The following is a 15,175-nucleotide window of genomic DNA, read 5'->3' as shown; positions in this document are numbered from 1 at the left end:
AAAATCTATTTATCCAAATGTTAGACAGCACCTGAAATATAGATTTTTTCTAGGAATAAAGGCAAAGATACCACTACAAATAAAAACAAACAATACTAAGAGAAGAACTAGTGAGTATCCTACTAGAAAAAATACGGTCTTCAAAAAATAGGTTTTTTCATCATTATAACATTCGGTACTTGCGCTCTAATTCTTATCTATTTAATTTGTTTTTTAGGCATTCGTTTAGTGCTGAGGTTCCGGTTTAAGTAATTTTTTGATAGAGGTATGGGGTGGGACTGCCTAATTATCTAACTTTTTCCCGGCTATTTATAACGCCAATTTTCATGCTACTCTATCTTAAAGGAAAGTGGCTCGGAATTACTCCTATAGTTCTTCCATACGTTTTGCTCGCTCTTTTAGGTCTCTCAGAGCTTACTGATGCTATTGACGGCTACATAGCTAGGAAATTTTCTCAAGTCACAGATTTGGGAAAGCTTCTTGATCCAATGGCGGATAGTATTTATAGAATTTCTCTCTATCTAACGTTCACTCAGCCTCCTGTGAATCTCCCTCTAATTCTTGTTTTTATATTTTTAGCTAGAGATTCCGTAATTAGTACATTACGCACAGTATGTGCTTTCCGAGGAGTTGTTCTTGCAGCTAGAGCGAGCGGGAAATTAAAAGCTATTTTACAAGGTATAAGCTTTTTATTGATTTTACTTGCTATGATTCCTCACTCACTAGGAATGATTTCTGAAGGTGATCTGGAATTATTCGCTTCAGTAGTGGGTTCTATCGTTGCTATTTATTCTGTATGCTCAGGAGTAGAATACTTCTGGGTGAATAAAAATCATGTACTACAAAGAGGGAAATCTAAAGATCATAATAGAGAATTATAGATTCCTAAATAATGCATACCCATTATTGCTAGTCCCGAAGACCGCAACATACCTTCTTCTACAATTTGGAACCATACATCGGGTTCGTGCCTGTAGGTAGTAACTGCGAGAGTTAGCATGTGAAGAAAATCGTTGAAGTTATCTGTCTGGGAAAATGTAAAACCATTAATTCCTGTAACAACAGTATCAGCAAGCCCTCCGGTAGATCTAACTAAGGGTACTGTTGCGTAACGCATTCCAATGAGTTGAGTGAGACCGCAAGGTTCAAAATGAGAGGGAATACAGATCATATCCGCGGCCCCGTAAACTAATCGAGCTAGAGGATCATTGTAATCTAAGATAATTCGGATATTTGGAGAAGTTGTTAAAGATTCTTGTAGATTTGTAAATTGGCGTTGAATTTCTTCATCATAACATGTTCCTAAGATAATTAAGGAATAGCTATTTTCCATGGCATGAAGAATAGCCATTTTCATAAACTCAGGGCCTTTTTGTTCTACGATACGGGAGATTACACACATCAAAGGAGAATATTCAGAAGAAAGTCCTAATTTTTTATACAACGCTGTTTTATTTTCTTCTTTCTTTGAGAACAATATATCAGGAGCATCAAGTAGATCCTTACCATAATTCACAACCAAAGAAGAATCTGTTTCGGGATTCCAGATATCTTCATCTATACCATTTAAAATCCCGCAGAAAACTTGACGTTTAGCCATCAAAGCATCGTGCATTTCATAATCAGAATAATCATTAAGAATATCCTGAGCGTATGTAGGAGACACTGTTGTAATGAAATCAGAACAATATATAGCGCCTTTGAGTAATATACTTGTCTGCGGGTCTCTATATAATTGATAGTTACTTAGTCCAAAATCACTAATTCCAGATGCTCCTAGTAATTGTGTACTGCAATAACCTCGGTAACTAAAATTATGAATGGTAAAGATTCTTTTTGGATAGTGTGGGAGATTAGGTTCTTTTAAAAGTCCTGCTAAGAGCCCCATATGCCAATCATGCATATGCACGATATCGACATGCTCTAATTTTTGAATATAGGTTGCGGCAGCAGCCGAAAAAGCACTGAAACGTAATGTATCGTCCTCAGTATAGATAGTCGATGTTGAGAAGAGATCTAATTGAGAATCTAATTTAATTACTGTGAGAATCATTCTTTCATAGGAATAGGAAATAGAAGAGGCATTCTGTCTTCCTAAAAATTCATAAGAAAAAACTTTCTCATCAATCACTTGAGAGGAAAAATTGGGTGTAATGAGAGGGAAAAAGGGAAGTAATATTTCAATATCATGATTTTCAGATAATGCTTTTGATAAACCATAGACAGCATCACCTAAACCACCAGCTTTAATAAAAGGGGCAAACTCGACTGCAGCTTGTATGATTTTCATGATTTTCTCTTTTCACAGCTTATCTATGTGTCATACCAAGCAAAGAACAAAAATCACAAGACGAAAAGGCCTATTTTTTGACGCAATAGTTTGACGTTATGGTAAAATTCTTAATGACTTTGTAATTTTCCTATTTTCAAAAACTGAAGATTAGATAAACTATGGCCTGATGTTGGGGTGTAGCCAAGCGGTAAGGCAGCGGTTTTTGGTACCGTGCATCGGAGGTTCGAATCCTTTCACCCCAAGGTTTCTTGTTATTTCTTTTTTTTACTACCCGCCTCGTTTCTTATTGTTTTGTTAAGGAAAATCTCATTTTAGGGAAAAGATTGACTTTTTCCGAGATAGAGCTATAATTTTGCCTCGAAAACTGTTCAGATATATGTTCTAGACATGACAGTCGACGGTCCCTAGTAAAACACATTTTAGCTCTAGGAGTCAGTGTTTGTCAGAGGGTTCTTTTAGCTCAAGATTATGGAGAATAGCACATTATGGAGCTCGTAGTTACAAGTCGCGAGACTGATAAAAAATCTTTGCTTAAAAAAATTCGTCAAACAGGAGGAATCCCTGCTGTTATTTATTCAGGCGGAAAGAGCTTAGATAATATTGTTGTTGACGCTCACGTATTTAGTAAATTTTTATCTGGCCTAGAAAGCGGTGCGCTATCTTCTACAATTTTTTCTTTATCTTACGAAGGTCGTACGATTAAGGCCCTAGTTAAAGATATTCAATATCAAGTTACCTCATACAGAGTAATTCACTTAGATTTTGAAGAACTTATAGAAGATCGTGATGTGAAATTAAATATTCCAATTCGCTGTATTAATGCTGTGGATTGTGTTGGCGTTAAATTAGGTGGATCCTTAAGACAGGTTATCCGTGCTTTACGCGTCGTGTGTAAACCTAAAGATATTGTACCTTGCTTAGAACTGGATGTTCGGTCATTGGGATTATCTCAGACAAGGAAATTAGCTGATATTAATATCCCTGCAGGACTTCGTCCGGTTACTTCTTTGAAGGAAGTCGTTGTAACAGTATCTAGAAGATAATTTTAATTATGACGATGCTGATTGTTGCTATAGGGAATCCGGGGCGTCAATATACATGGACGCGGCATAATATAGGGTTCCTCTTTGCGGACAAGCTGCTTCAAGGATTTTCAGGAGCTCAATTTAAAGAAGCTCATAAATTATTTTCTGATATTGCCAAAGTGGAATCGCCTAAAGGCCCCATGGTTTTTATTAAGCCTAAAACTTATGTTAACCTAAGCGGTAAGGCTGTTTCAGCAGTTAAGGAATATTACAATATTGCCACGGACCATATTTTGGTTCTTGCCGATGACGTCAATCAACCTTTCGGTCACGTGCGTCTCCGTCAGAATGCAGGCGGTGGTGGTCACAAGGGTGTAAGAAGTATCACGCAAAGCTTAGGTTCGAATGATTACTGGCAAATGCGTTTAGGTATAGGTCGACCTCAAAGAGAAGATATGGAGTTGTCAGACTTCGTTCTCGGACAGTTTACTGAAGAAGAGCAGATTGGAATACAATCTTTATTTATCGAGGCCAGTGCGTTATTTTCTCAATGGTGTTCTGGGACTCAAACTGCTTAAGAGATCCTAATAAGTAATTTTTATGGACTAGGATATCTTAGGGGAATAAACTACTCTAGCTATGTTTAGGAGTTTTTAATGAAAGAAAAAAGAGCCCAACTTTACGAAGGGGCATATGTATTTAGCGTTACTCTGAGTGAGGAAGCTAGACGCAAAGCTTTGGAGAAGGTAACTTCAGGTATCACAAATTATGGTGGTGAAATTCTAAAAATTCATGATCAAGGACGCAAAAAATTAGCGTATACTATTCGTGGGGCTAGAGAAGGTTACTACTATCTTATCTACTTTACAGTAGTTCCTGGAGTAATAGCCGAATTATGGAAAGAATATCACCTTAATGAAGATCTTCTCAGATTCTTAACCCTTAAAACTGATGCGGTTAAAGAAGTTTTAGAGTTCGCGTCATTACCAGAATAATTTTTTAAGGAGAAAACATGAATAAGCCTGTTCATAATAATGAACACAGAAGGAAGCGTTTTAATAAAAAATGCCCTTTTGTTTCCGCAGGTTGGAAAACAATCGATTATAAAGATACGGAAACTTTAAAAAAATTTATTACGGAAAGAGGTAAGATCTTACCTAGAAGAATTACAGGTGTCTCTTCCCGCTTCCAAGGTACCCTTACCCTAGCTATTAAGAGAGCACGTCATATAGGGTTACTACCTTTTGTAGCAGAAGATTAATTTAGAGGAAGAGAGACAACATGAAACAACAACTACTTTTACTCGAGGATGTTGATGGTTTAGGCCGTAGTGGCGATATCGTAACTGCACGTCCTGGATATATCCGTAACTATCTTATGCCTAAAAGAAAAGCCGTTATAGCCGGAGCCGGAACCTTGCGATTGCAGGCGAAGCTAAAAGAGGAACGGTTACTACGTGCTGCAGAAGATAGAGCAGAGTCTGAGAAATTAGCAGAAGCCCTCAGAGATGTTACTCTTGAGTTTCAGGTTCGCGTAGACCCAGATAACAACATGTATGGTTCTGTCACAATTAGTGATATTATTGATGAGGCAGCTAAGAAAAATATCATTCTTACACGTAAGAATTTCCCACATTCTCATTATGCAATTAAGAATCTCGGGAAGAAAAGTGTGCCTTTGAAACTTAAAGAAGATGTTACTGCGACTTTATTTGTTGAAGTGTCTTCTGAAAGTTCATATGTCGCTGTTCTTAACCAACAGCCAGCTCAAGAAGAGACAGCTGCTGAAGAATCAAACTAAGCATGTAAGGTGAGGGGAGAATACTTCTCACCTATAAAAAAAGCAGTTTTATGGATCTTTTTTCTCCAGCAAAGCTAAATCTTTTTTTAAAGCTTCACGACAAGACTTCTCGTGGTTTCCATGAGATAACTACGCAATATCAAGTTATTGATTTCGGAGATAACCTGCATTTAGAGAGTAGCAATGAAGATACTCTTATTTGTAATCTACCGGAATTAAATAATCCACAGAACCTCATATGGAAAAGTCTTCAGATTTTTAGAAACTACACTCAGGTAAATGATCCTGTAGCCTGGAAATTGCATAAGCGTATTCCTATAGGAGCTGGTGTGGGTGGTGGTAGTAGCAATGCTGCAACAGCACTTTATGCTTTAAATAAGCATTTCCAGACACAATTATCTGACGGAATACTTCAAGAATTGGGGAAAAAGATAGGTATGGATGTACCTCTATTTTTTTCATCAGGATCTGCTATAGGCGTAGGTTGTGGTGAAGAGATTCTCTCCTATGACGATTACAATTGTGAAGAGAGATATGTATTATATTTTTCTGATCAAGGAGTACTTACTAAAGATGCTTTTTCTTATGTCTACCCTGATGATTTTTCCCCCAGGAAAGAAGATATAGCTTTGTACACGAGAGAAAATGATTTAGAGAAGTCCGTATTTCGTTTTCGTAAAGATCTCGAAGAGAAAAAACAAATGCTAAAAAGGATGTGGAGTCCTTTTCATGCTCATGTCAGTATGTCTGGAGCTGGGGCAACTTTGTTTGTAAGCTATCCCAGAGAAATGGAAACAGATCCTTCTGTAGCCAAAGCTATCCACACTATTATTCAAGATAGTCATGGTTTGCTTGTAAATAGCCTGCGCAAATACAGCGGTGAATGGTTTCTGAATCCCAATAGTTTATTTACAGCAACAAGATAATAAGGTGCCTTCGGCAACGGAAGCTATCTTACTTGCTTCTACAGAAAGGGCACTTTCAGCTTGGCAAACTTCATATGGCTGATCAGCGTTTTCCTGCTCAGGTGAAGACCTAAGAACACACGAAGAAGCAGCGGTAATGCGTTGAAGAGCTTTTTCAATCTCGTCAGTATTGTTATCGGTAGTCAATAATGTAATTGTATGCGACATAGTTAGACCCTCATCTCTTTCTTTTACTTATAGAAATAAAAAATTTTTTACAATTTCTTTCCTACATTCTATTCCCAATAGAGAGAAAATTCTCAATTGTTTACCTTGCTTTCAGGAAAAGGTTTTTGAGTCTTTATTTTTACTCAAAATATCTCTATTGCTAATTATAAGAATTAGCGTCTCCTAGGTTGTTTATGATTTTACCTCAATATTCTTCATCCTTGAAGACAGGAGCGGCTCTACTTTTTTTCTTTTCGATATTACATACGTTTCTTACGCCTTGGCTGTTCAGTCAGTGTCAATTATATCAGCATAAGAAAATGGTATTTCCTGAAAGATGGAAGAAATATCTTTGGCTAAGTGAATTCTATCGATTGATAAGTAGGGTAGAGCTAGTTTTCGTGCTCTGGGCAGCTCCTCTGTTTCTATGGTTTCTCTATTCTGAGGGCTATAGAGTGACTATGAGTTATTTCAATAGCAGAAATTACGTGTTCTCTCTCTTTATTGTTATCATGCTCATTCTTCTTGAATCGCGACCTATTGTCTATTTCTCAGAACGCATTTTTTCAAATATTGCAAAAATAGGTCGACAATCTCCGCGATGTTGGTGGTGGACTCTAATGATAGCCTCACCGCTATCCGCAGTGCTTCTTAAAGAAACAGGGGCTATGATTATTGCTGCGACGTTGCTTGTTAGGAATTTTTATAAGTTTTCTCCGTCCCCACGTTTTGCTTACGCAACAATGGGATTACTATTTTCTAATATCTCTATGGGAGGATTAACATCCGCACTATCTTCTAGAGCTTTATTTATTATTCTCCCCTCTGTGAAATGGGGGAATAGCTTCATTTTAAAATATTTCTGTTGGAAATCTGTGATTTCTATCTTATTGTCGACAACTATTTACTATCTTATTTTCAGAAAGGAATTTAATAATTTTCCTAAGGTAGTGACCAATCCTTCTATGATGAATGAACGAGTCCCGAAATGGATTATTTTTGTTCATATTGTTCTTGTTGGCTCTGTGATCCTAGCTAGATCCGTACCATTATTAATGGCCGCTATTTTAATATTTTATTTAGGGTTTCAGAAATTTACGATTTTCTATCAGCATGCAATCAATATCTCGAAAGTTTGCTTTGTAGGGCTATTTTATGCGGGTCTTGTGATTTTTGGAGAACTTCAAGAGTGGTGGGTTTTAGAGCTGATGCATAGAATGTCAGATTTTGGTTATATGATTACTTCATATACTCTGTCTATATTCTTAGATAATGCTTTGGTGAATTATCTTGTTCATAACCTTCCTGTGGCTACAGATTGTTTCCTATATCTCGTTATAGCTGGATGTATGTCTGCAGGAGGGCTTACAATTATTTCGAATATGCCAAATATTGTAGGCTATCTCATTTTAAGGCCGTCGTTCCCATCTTCATCATTATCGTTAGGATGGTTATTCTTATTTGCTTTAGGACCATCGATAATATCTCTGATGACATTTTGGTTTCTCAGAGATATTCCTGAATTCATTTATTGTTTCTTTAGATAGGAAAAACCTAATGATCTTTCCCATGGATATATACAGGAATTTCAGATCCTAATTTTTGATTAAGAAATTCTTGGCAATAAGTTTTGAAAGTCGCGTAATCCATAGCTTTAGCAGCAATAATCTTTTCATTAGGAAGGGAGAATTGGACAGAAGGTTTTTCAAAAGCTAGGGAAAATAAAGCTGATCCCATAGACTCTAAGGAATATGTAGGGTCAGTGATATTTTTTATATAAGCATCCTTTAAATCAGAAAAATATTGCTCAGACATTCCAAATTTCTCTGGAGATAAAGCAACTTCTTCAATGAATGTTTTTGTTTTTATTACAAGCTCTTGAGGTGTGTAGGCATTAGAACGGATATAAAATAGGCCTGAAGGACACAATAAAGGTTCGTGATAGCACGCTCCTATGACATAACCTAATTGTTGTTCTGTTCGTAAATGAGCAAAGGCTATGTGATGTAACCATTTAAACATCATTTCTGTAGCAACAATATGCTCAATAGAAGAGGAGTGTTGATCCTGAAGAACTAACAGCATAGCATTCCCAGATAGAGGGTAATCTATTTTTATATTTGAGATTTCTTTGTCTTGTCTTTGATAATAGAAAGAATCTGCTTCATAAGTAGGATAGGAGGAAACGAAGTCTTTGATGATGGCTACTAATTCTTGTTCTTGCTTCTTTGAGGGAGGCCCAAGAGCCATAGTCTCAACATGCAGTTGTTCAAATATGATTTTTGAAAAATTTTCTACTTCTTCAAAATCCATAGTTTGAAGTGCGGCCAATTTATCATGATAGGAGTAGACATCGTTTAGGGTATAAGACCAAAGCCTATCCATACCTGCTCTTATAGGGCATTCTGAGATTTTTCTTTGATAGGTTTCCATAAGTTGTTGCTTATATATATCGAATCTCTCTTGATTTATAGAAGGTTTTAGGGAAGATAAAATAGATTTTAATAGGATAGGTGCTGTCGCATTGTATCCAGTGATTTCTAAATTCAACCCATCTCCACGTAAAGAGGTTGAGAAGAAAAGACCAGCTTGAGCTGCTAGATAGTACCGCTTAAGAAGATTTTCATTAATGGCTAGGGAGCATAGATCTGTAGCTATTAATGAACGGATGTCTTTCCTAGAGATATTAGGGGAACGCATGCGTAAATTTATAGCGAGCTTGGGCATTGTATAGAAATGATCTTCACAATAGTAGAAGGTAAGACCAGTATCTTCATAGGCTAGCTGAGGTTTGAAAGGGAATTCCTTGCTATCTATTTTAGATACGTCTGAAACTTCAATATTTTTTGGAATATAGATATTCGGTTGGGGTAGAGCCATGCGCTCTTGTACGGAAGCTTGTTTGTAGGATTCTAAATCTGGTAGGGATTTTTCATAATAATCCATTTTAAAAATACTGTCATAATGCTTCGTTGCATTTTGCCAATTTTCAGGATTTTTTGTTGATAACACATAACGGGCTCGATAGGGATCAGAAAGAATCATTAGGATATCTTGTTCTTCTTCGATAGAGTATTGTGGATAAACAAGTGATTGGTATGGGTAAGTAGTTAAATCCTCGTCTATAAGATCTGTGATTTGTTCTTGAAGAGTTCTAAAGAGATCTGTTTTTGAGCTGTAACAGTATTCTAGGGCGTTGATTGTAGAAATATCTTTTAAACAATATTCAGGAATTCCTTGTTTTTGGATTTGATGTAGGTATTTAAAGGTATGGAGTAATACCTTTGAGTATTCTTTTTCACCTTTTTCAGTGAGCTGGTAGTAGATAGTGAAATTTCCTGTGCTTTCTGAAGTTTTGTAAAATCCAGAATCAAACTCTGTAATAAGTTTTTCTTCTTTTAATAAAGAGACGAGACTGCCTGTTGCTTCGTGATTTAACACATAAGCAAGGGCCGCATAACAACCGAGAGGAGCTTGAGATGTGTTATAGAGATGCCAGTAAATCTTTATACTTGCTGTAGGCTCTACAGCAGAATTAATATAAAGTTTTCCTGATGAGAGACCTTCTTCAGAGGGAGAGAACGCTTTTTTATGAAGATTATTTTTCTTAGAAGGAATCTTAGAAAAGATTTTTGGGAAAACTTTTATAGCCTTTTCCATGGGTTCTGTTGTGTGGACAACAGCAATCATATTGTCAGGGTGGTAATGCTGATCAAACCACGCGTGCATATCCTGGGATCTTACTTGTGCTAAAGTAGAGGCATTTCCGCAGCCGAATCTTTGAATAGGATGGCCTTTAGGGGCAATAAGTTGTTGAATACGATGTACACGACGAAGATCTTTATTCGGATGCATAGCGAATTCTTGGTGTACAGCATTTTTCTCCCTGTCAATGTCTTCCTGATCGAAAAGAGGTTGAATAAATAAGTGGACAAATTGATCAATAGCTTCAGAAAATGCTGAGTTCTTTATAGAGAATAGATAGCTTGTTGTATAAGAGCTTGTATAAGCGTTGTACGTACCGTTATTATTACTTAAAAAATGAGAAAACCCATCGCTATTTGGATATTTCTCATTTCCTAAAAAGACGCAATGTTCTGTTAAATGTGCTAATCCAGGGAATTCTTTAGGATCTGAGGAATTTCCTGTTTTTACTGCTAGAGCTGCTCCTGAAGTTGAGATCCCTGGATTAGAAATTATTAGCAATTGGAGGCCATTTGCACAGATGACCTTGGCAGTTTTTTGATTTGCTATAGATGGGGTAAGAACTTTTAGGGGGCACTGATCGGGGATTGTCCGGGTGTGTTGCTTGCATGATGTTACTAGTAGAGATAGCAGTAAAGTAACAGACAGTGCTTTCCACTTCATTCTTATAATTCCTCATATAGTTGTGTTAAAATGGAAAATGCTTTTTTTGATCTTAGTGCTCGTTGACTATGCTTATCACATTCTGAAAGTTCTTCTTCTGAGCATAGATGTTCTAGTAAAATCTCCTCTCCAAAACTGAAGAAAAGGGGAGCAAAGAAAATAGCTCGATATTCTCCAATAGCATCTTCTACTGTTGGTGGGGGTGGGAGAATGTCATAAGTTTTTAATGCGAATGGATAGAAATGAGCAGGTCTTCCCGATGCCTTCGTTAATAAACGAAACATCTCTATACTTTCTGGTTGAAATTCTGCGGGATAAAGAAGATTTTCATATGTTTTTCTATCTCTACCTCCTGCTGGAGCTACATAAATAAACTTACCCCCTTCATTAAGTAGAGTTTTCAATGTTTTCATACTCTTTTGATTATGATGTAGCTTCTCTTCTTTTTGTTCTGGAGGATTATTAATATGACGTCTTGAATAGATACATAATAAATCACAGCCCATACTGAATGGACGTGCTAGGGGATCGGAAGTTACACGATCTCCTGCTACGAAAATCATATTTTCCACTAGCTTGGGATGGGTTTTCCCTAAAGCGTAGTACATCAACTGGGGATCACATTCTGTTTGATGGTTTGCAAGTAAAATAACGTTATCTTTGTGATCTATAAATTCTTGAATATGATCTAGTTGATGAAGGTTATAAATTTTGGAATTCTCATCATCTACAAGGACTGAGAAGAATTGCTTACCAAAATTAAATAAATCTATCGGGGAGCGAATTTTCTTATGGTAAGGGGGGAAGATGAAAGGATCTTTCAGATCTTCAATCACAATCTTCAGCCATTGTAGACATAGTTCCTCTGCTTTTTCCAAAGAACATTTTTTTGTCGCTGCATCAAGGTAGTTTTGATGATATATCTGAAACTTTTGATACAAAGGCTCGGGCAGGGATTGATTGCCAAAGGCCTGTAGTAAATATGTAGAAAAATGCATAACCATGCCTATAACTCAATACTCTCTCCCGTAACTAATGAGAAGAATTGGTAATGATTGAGATGAAGCGAGTCTGAAGTATTAATTTGTAGTTTAGCTTTCAAGTGTTTAGCCAGGCGAATGAGTTCATCATCGTCTTTTTCCTGTTTCATATAACCAGCAATTTCTGGGTGAACAACTAAACATAGGTGAGTATATTCTTTATGGTTGATCACTTTTTTGAGATCTCTTTCAATTTCAATAACTACACTTTCCGGAGTTTTGATAATTGCATTACCACTACAGTAAGGACATGTTGTAAATAGTGTTTGCATTAGAGATTCGCGATTCCTTTGACGGGTCATTTCTACGAGACCGAATTCGCTCATACTTAAAATAGTGCATCGTGCAGCATCATACTTCATATGTTCTTTTAGACGCTCTAAAACACGACGCTGATTTTTACGTGATTTCATATCTATGAAATCAATAATAACCAAACCACCAACATTGCGTAGGCGGAGTTGTCTAGCGATCTCTTCAGCCGCTTCCAGGTTGATTTGAACCAATGTCTCTTCAACGCCGCTTTCTAATTGTGTGCTTCTCCCAGAATTTACATCAATAGTATGCATTGCTTCTGTTTTATCGAAAAATAGGTAACCACCGCTGGAGAGCCAAATCTTTCGCTTTGTTGCTTTATCAATTTCTTTTTCGATATTGAATCGCTCAAACATAGGAATTGAATCACGATAGTATTCAATCTTTACAGCTGAGTCTGGGGAATATTTTTTCAGCATCCGCTTACACTTTTGATAGGTAGAATAATCATCAATTAGTAGGCGTTTATAATTCTTATCTATGCAGGTGATCACAGCTTTTTTTAAGATATCGGTCTCTTCATAAAGTAGACAAGGTTGATCTGTGGAGTGAAATTTTTCTAAGATGCTTTTCCAAGTTGTAAGTAGGTCGTGAGCTTCATTTATTAATGCATCAGTAGAAGCAAGTACGCTGGCTGTTCGACAAATCAGACCCATATCCTGAGGCATTTCAAAAGAACGAATAAGTTGTTTTAACTGATCTCTCATATGGGGATCTTCGATTTTTCTAGACACACCACGATGAGGAGAATTGGGCAGTAGAACTAAATAGCGTCCAGGAATAGAAATATTTGAAGTTAAACGTGCACCCTTAGTTCCTATAGGTTCTTTAACTACTTGAACTAATACAGGACTGTCTAATTTTAATAACTCTTCTATGGGGGCTTCGGGTTTTTCACTGTTTTCTTTGGGGAGAACATCGAAATCCATATCGAACATTTGTTCAAACTTTTTAGAATTCTCTAATACATCTGAAATGTGAATGAAGCCATTTTCTCTTTCATCAATATTAATGAAAGCAGATTGAATATTTCTTAAGATATTAGTTACGCGACCTCGATAGATGTTGCCTTTGAGTTGACGAATTTTTTTTCTTTCAATGATGAGATCAAAAAGCTGACCGTTTTTTAGATGAGCGTAGCGAATTTCTTTAGACTCTATATTTAATAAGATGTCGTTTTCCATGGTCTTCCTTGATGCCTAATCCGTCTTTCCTGCTATTGCTCGGATACGATTCGGGAATAGGTTTGTTTGTAGAAGCGGTCCTAAACTTCCCAGATATTTGTCTACTGACTGCGGAAGAAATTATAAAAAAAATAGGTAAAAAATTCTACAGAAATGGTTTATTGATTCTTTTAAATTAAAAATGATAGTTTTATTTATTGTCTCAATAGATTTAAAGTATGTCTTTGTTTTCTATAATTATCTTGTTTGGTAAACTCTTGTCTTCAAACTCACAGCAGCTTTGACTATAGCTTTGAGATTTTCTTATGGGAAACATTGATGATTTAAAATTATATATTTGCCGACTAAAGTTTCCTGGGGAAAAAGAGGTAATAAGATATTCTTTAAACCCAGAGAATATTCGTGAGTCAGGTGAAGAGGAACTTTTCTCTACTCCTATCGAAGTTTCGGGAAGTTTAGAAAAGATAGACAATGAGCAATGGATATTGTCCTTAAGTGTATCTACACAATTAGGATTGGATTGTTGTATTTGTGATAAAAAATTTTTATACTCTGTAGATTCAATAGAAATTTCACATTTGATTTGTCACGAAGATGTCAAATCAGGTGTATTTGATTGTAAAGATTTAATTAGACAAGAACTTCTCTTAGAGAGCGATCATTTTCAAGAATGCAAGAAAGATGGCTGTCCTGAAAGAGTAAATATCGTACAATTTTTAGAAGATAGAAAAAGAATCAAAGGGGAAACCCCTTTTGACAATTTATAGAAGGTGAGAGATATGGCAGTACCACGCAATCGACATAGCAATGCGCGAAAAAATATCCGAAGAAGTCATCATGCGAAAAAAGCTCGTCACGCGGCTGTCTGCAACAACTGCAAGCAAGCTTTTATTCCTCATACGATTTGTACTTCTTGTGGTTTTTATAATGGGAAAGCCGTTATGACTGTAGAAAAGAAATAACAGTATATTTGTATTATGAACGTGCAAATTGGCATAGATCTGATGGGAGGAGATCACTCTCCTCTCATTATTTGGGAAGTGCTAATCGATGTACTCAATTCTCGAGCTTCGAACTCGCGCATTTCTTTTACTGCTTTTGCCTCTGATGAGGTAAAGGAGCAGATACTCAATAATTATACACATAAAGAATGTCCCGAGATCATTGCTTCGGAAAGCTTTATTACTATGGATGATTCTCCGTTATCCGCTATTCGTAAAAAATCTTCATCCATGGCTCTAGGTTTAGATTATCTTAAAGAAGGTAAAATAGATGCATTTATTTCTACGGGAAATACTGCGGCATTGATTACCTTATCTCGAGCTAAAATCCCTGTATTTCCCACCGTTCGTCGTCCAGCTTTACTTGTTCGCGTGCCCACTATGCGTGGTTGTGCAGTCATATTGGATGTCGGTGCTAATGTTTCTGTGAATCCAGACGAGATGTTAGGTTTTGCTCGCATGGGTTTAGCCTATAGACAATGTCTTGGAAAGATAGAGTGTCCTACTATAGGTTTGTTAAACATTGGTTCTGAAGAGCGTAAAGGGACAGAAGCCCATCGACAAACATTTCGTATTCTTAGAGACACTTTTCAAGACGCTTTTTTGGGTAATATTGAAAGTGGGGACGTCTTTAGTGGTAGTGTGGATGTTGTTGTTTCTGATGGATTCACAGGAAACATCTTCTTGAAAACAGCAGAGGGTGTTTTTGATTTCCTGCGTCATATTTTAGGTGATAAATTAGAGTCTGATGTGAAACGGCAGTTAGATTATACAATTTATCCTGGCTCAATGGTGTGTGGGCTTTCTAAACTTGTAATAAAGTGTCATGGGAAAGCATGTGGAAGGTCTTTATTTAATGGAATTTCTGGATCTATAGATTTAGCTCGGGCACGTGTTTGTGAGCAGATTTTATCTAGCCTATCTTAGTCTTTAAGTTTGTCTACTTACTATCTTTCTCTATTGACGGGATCGTATTGATAGTGATAAACCTTTTGAAAACGAATACTGAAACATCT

16 protein-coding genes and 1 tRNA gene are annotated in these 15,175 nt (G+C 36.6%); 12 read left to right on the top strand and 5 right to left on the bottom strand.

The genetic code is table 11. From position 1 onward, the window contains the following. Window positions 1–272: 272 nt before the first annotated feature. Entirely contained in the window at window positions 273–881 is a 609-nt protein-coding gene (gene pgsA / locus H9Q19_RS01415) for a CDP-diacylglycerol--glycerol-3-phosphate 3-phosphatidyltransferase (protein WP_213241524.1), read from the top strand. On the opposite strand, the gene glgA is transcribed toward pgsA, so the two are convergent. Next, window positions 863–2,290 carry a glycogen synthase GlgA gene (gene glgA, locus H9Q19_RS01410; RefSeq protein ID WP_213241522.1) on the bottom strand — a complete coding sequence of 476 codons (1,428 nt, stop codon included), beginning with the start codon at window positions 2,288–2,290 and terminating at the stop codon, window positions 863–865. The genes pgsA and glgA overlap by 19 nt on opposite strands. Window positions 2,291–2,463: 173 nt before the next feature. On the opposite strand from glgA, the gene H9Q19_RS01405 reads away from it, so the two are divergent. From H9Q19_RS01405 to ispE, 7 genes are all read left to right on the top strand, one after another. After that, a tRNA-Gln gene (locus H9Q19_RS01405) sits at window positions 2,464–2,535 on the top strand. Between the two features lie 243 nt (window positions 2,536–2,778). Continuing rightward, window positions 2,779–3,336, top strand: coding sequence for a 50S ribosomal protein L25/general stress protein Ctc (locus tag H9Q19_RS01400; protein ID WP_213241520.1), 558 nt, complete (start codon window positions 2,779–2,781; stop codon window positions 3,334–3,336). 8 nt (window positions 3,337–3,344) lie between these two features. Continuing rightward, on the top strand, window positions 3,345–3,896 hold the full coding sequence (gene pth / locus H9Q19_RS01395; protein ID WP_213241518.1) for an aminoacyl-tRNA hydrolase: 552 nt from the start codon (window positions 3,345–3,347) through the stop codon (window positions 3,894–3,896). Between the two features lie 78 nt (window positions 3,897–3,974). Continuing rightward, entirely contained in the window at window positions 3,975–4,313 is a 339-nt protein-coding gene (rpsF, locus tag H9Q19_RS01390) for a 30S ribosomal protein S6 (RefSeq protein ID WP_117274566.1), read from the top strand. A gap of 17 nt (window positions 4,314–4,330) precedes the next feature. Further along, a complete protein-coding gene (gene rpsR, locus H9Q19_RS01385; RefSeq protein ID WP_011006772.1) occupies window positions 4,331–4,579 on the top strand; it encodes a 30S ribosomal protein S18 in 249 nt (82 codons plus the stop codon). 20 nt (window positions 4,580–4,599) lie between these two features. Then, window positions 4,600–5,118 (top strand): 50S ribosomal protein L9, encoded by a 519-nt coding sequence (rplI, locus tag H9Q19_RS01380; protein ID WP_213241516.1) that lies wholly within the window; start codon window positions 4,600–4,602, stop codon window positions 5,116–5,118. 50 nt (window positions 5,119–5,168) lie between these two features. Beyond that, the gene (gene ispE / locus H9Q19_RS01375) at window positions 5,169–6,044 is read left to right on the top strand and encodes a 4-(cytidine 5'-diphospho)-2-C-methyl-D-erythritol kinase (protein ID WP_213241515.1); all 876 of its coding nucleotides are present in this window, start codon (window positions 5,169–5,171) and stop codon (window positions 6,042–6,044) included. Here ispE and rbp7 read toward each other — a convergent pair. Further along, window positions 6,024–6,251, bottom strand: a complete 228-nt coding sequence (gene rbp7, locus H9Q19_RS01370; protein WP_213241513.1) for a reticulate body protein Rbp-7 — start codon at window positions 6,249–6,251, stop codon at window positions 6,024–6,026. The two genes, ispE and rbp7, sit on opposite strands and share 21 nt — an antisense overlap. 194 nt (window positions 6,252–6,445) lie before the next feature. Here rbp7 and H9Q19_RS01365 point away from each other — a divergent pair, with 194 nt between their 5' ends. Beyond that, a complete protein-coding gene (locus H9Q19_RS01365; protein WP_213241511.1) occupies window positions 6,446–7,798 on the top strand; it encodes a putative Na+/H+ antiporter in 1,353 nt (450 codons plus the stop codon). Between the two features lie 7 nt (window positions 7,799–7,805). On the opposite strand, the gene H9Q19_RS01360 is transcribed toward H9Q19_RS01365, so the two are convergent. The 3 genes from H9Q19_RS01360 to H9Q19_RS01350 are packed head-to-tail and all read right to left on the bottom strand — an operon-like array spanning window position 7,806 to window position 13,158. After that, a complete protein-coding gene (locus H9Q19_RS01360; RefSeq protein WP_213241509.1) occupies window positions 7,806–10,619 on the bottom strand; it encodes an insulinase family protein in 2,814 nt (937 codons plus the stop codon). 2 nt (window positions 10,620–10,621) lie between these two features. Then, entirely contained in the window at window positions 10,622–11,617 is a 996-nt protein-coding gene (locus H9Q19_RS01355) for a 1-acyl-sn-glycerol-3-phosphate acyltransferase (protein WP_213241507.1), read from the bottom strand. 8 nt (window positions 11,618–11,625) lie between these two features. Then, complete coding sequence (locus H9Q19_RS01350) at window positions 11,626–13,158, bottom strand: Rne/Rng family ribonuclease (RefSeq protein WP_213241505.1); 1,533 nt, start codon at window positions 13,156–13,158, stop codon at window positions 11,626–11,628. 305 nt (window positions 13,159–13,463) lie between these two features. On the opposite strand from H9Q19_RS01350, the gene H9Q19_RS01345 reads away from it, so the two are divergent. Genes H9Q19_RS01345 through plsX form a run of 3 tightly spaced genes read left to right on the top strand, consistent with a single transcriptional unit; the run spans window position 13,464 to window position 15,086 of the window. Further along, a complete protein-coding gene (locus tag H9Q19_RS01345; protein WP_213241503.1) occupies window positions 13,464–13,925 on the top strand; it encodes a DUF177 domain-containing protein in 462 nt (153 codons plus the stop codon). Window positions 13,926–13,937: 12 nt separating this feature from the next. Next, window positions 13,938–14,120 carry a 50S ribosomal protein L32 gene (rpmF, locus tag H9Q19_RS01340; RefSeq protein ID WP_011006763.1) on the top strand — a complete coding sequence of 61 codons (183 nt, stop codon included), beginning with the start codon at window positions 13,938–13,940 and terminating at the stop codon, window positions 14,118–14,120. 15 nt (window positions 14,121–14,135) lie between these two features. After that, a complete protein-coding gene (plsX, locus tag H9Q19_RS01335) occupies window positions 14,136–15,086 on the top strand; it encodes a phosphate acyltransferase PlsX (RefSeq protein WP_213241500.1) in 951 nt (316 codons plus the stop codon). Window positions 15,087–15,175: the final 89 nt, after the last annotated feature.

Source organism: Chlamydia crocodili (assembly GCF_018343815.1).
Classification (GTDB): domain Bacteria; phylum Chlamydiota; class Chlamydiia; order Chlamydiales; family Chlamydiaceae; genus Chlamydia; species Chlamydia crocodili.
This window is presented reverse-complemented; position numbering and strand designations above follow the sequence as displayed.

Bases quoted from the DNA above. Each gene is read 5' to 3' on its own strand.
- rplI (WP_213241516.1), top strand. From the start codon at position 4,600: ATGAAACAACAACTACTTTTACTCGAGGATGTTGATGGTTTAGGCCGT.
- H9Q19_RS01365 (WP_213241511.1), top strand. From the start codon at position 6,446: ATGATTTTACCTCAATATTCTTCATCCTTGAAGACAGGAGCGGCTCTA.
- rpsR (WP_011006772.1), top strand. From the start codon at position 4,331: ATGAATAAGCCTGTTCATAATAATGAACACAGAAGGAAGCGTTTTAAT.
- H9Q19_RS01400 (WP_213241520.1), top strand. From the start codon at position 2,779: ATGGAGCTCGTAGTTACAAGTCGCGAGACTGATAAAAAATCTTTGCTT.
- pth (WP_213241518.1), top strand. From the start codon at position 3,345: ATGACGATGCTGATTGTTGCTATAGGGAATCCGGGGCGTCAATATACA.
- ispE (WP_213241515.1), top strand. From the start codon at position 5,169: ATGGATCTTTTTTCTCCAGCAAAGCTAAATCTTTTTTTAAAGCTTCAC.
- H9Q19_RS01350 (WP_213241505.1), bottom strand. From the start codon at position 13,158: ATGGAAAACGACATCTTATTAAATATAGAGTCTAAAGAAATTCGCTAC.
- plsX (WP_213241500.1), top strand. From the start codon at position 14,136: ATGAACGTGCAAATTGGCATAGATCTGATGGGAGGAGATCACTCTCCT.
- rpsF (WP_117274566.1), top strand. From the start codon at position 3,975: ATGAAAGAAAAAAGAGCCCAACTTTACGAAGGGGCATATGTATTTAGC.
- glgA (WP_213241522.1), bottom strand. From the start codon at position 2,290: ATGAAAATCATACAAGCTGCAGTCGAGTTTGCCCCTTTTATTAAAGCT.
- rbp7 (WP_213241513.1), bottom strand. From the start codon at position 6,251: ATGTCGCATACAATTACATTATTGACTACCGATAACAATACTGACGAG.
- H9Q19_RS01360 (WP_213241509.1), bottom strand. From the start codon at position 10,619: ATGAAGTGGAAAGCACTGTCTGTTACTTTACTGCTATCTCTACTAGTA.
- H9Q19_RS01355 (WP_213241507.1), bottom strand. From the start codon at position 11,617: ATGCATTTTTCTACATATTTACTACAGGCCTTTGGCAATCAATCCCTG.
- rpmF (WP_011006763.1), top strand. From the start codon at position 13,938: ATGGCAGTACCACGCAATCGACATAGCAATGCGCGAAAAAATATCCGA.
- H9Q19_RS01345 (WP_213241503.1), top strand. From the start codon at position 13,464: ATGGGAAACATTGATGATTTAAAATTATATATTTGCCGACTAAAGTTT.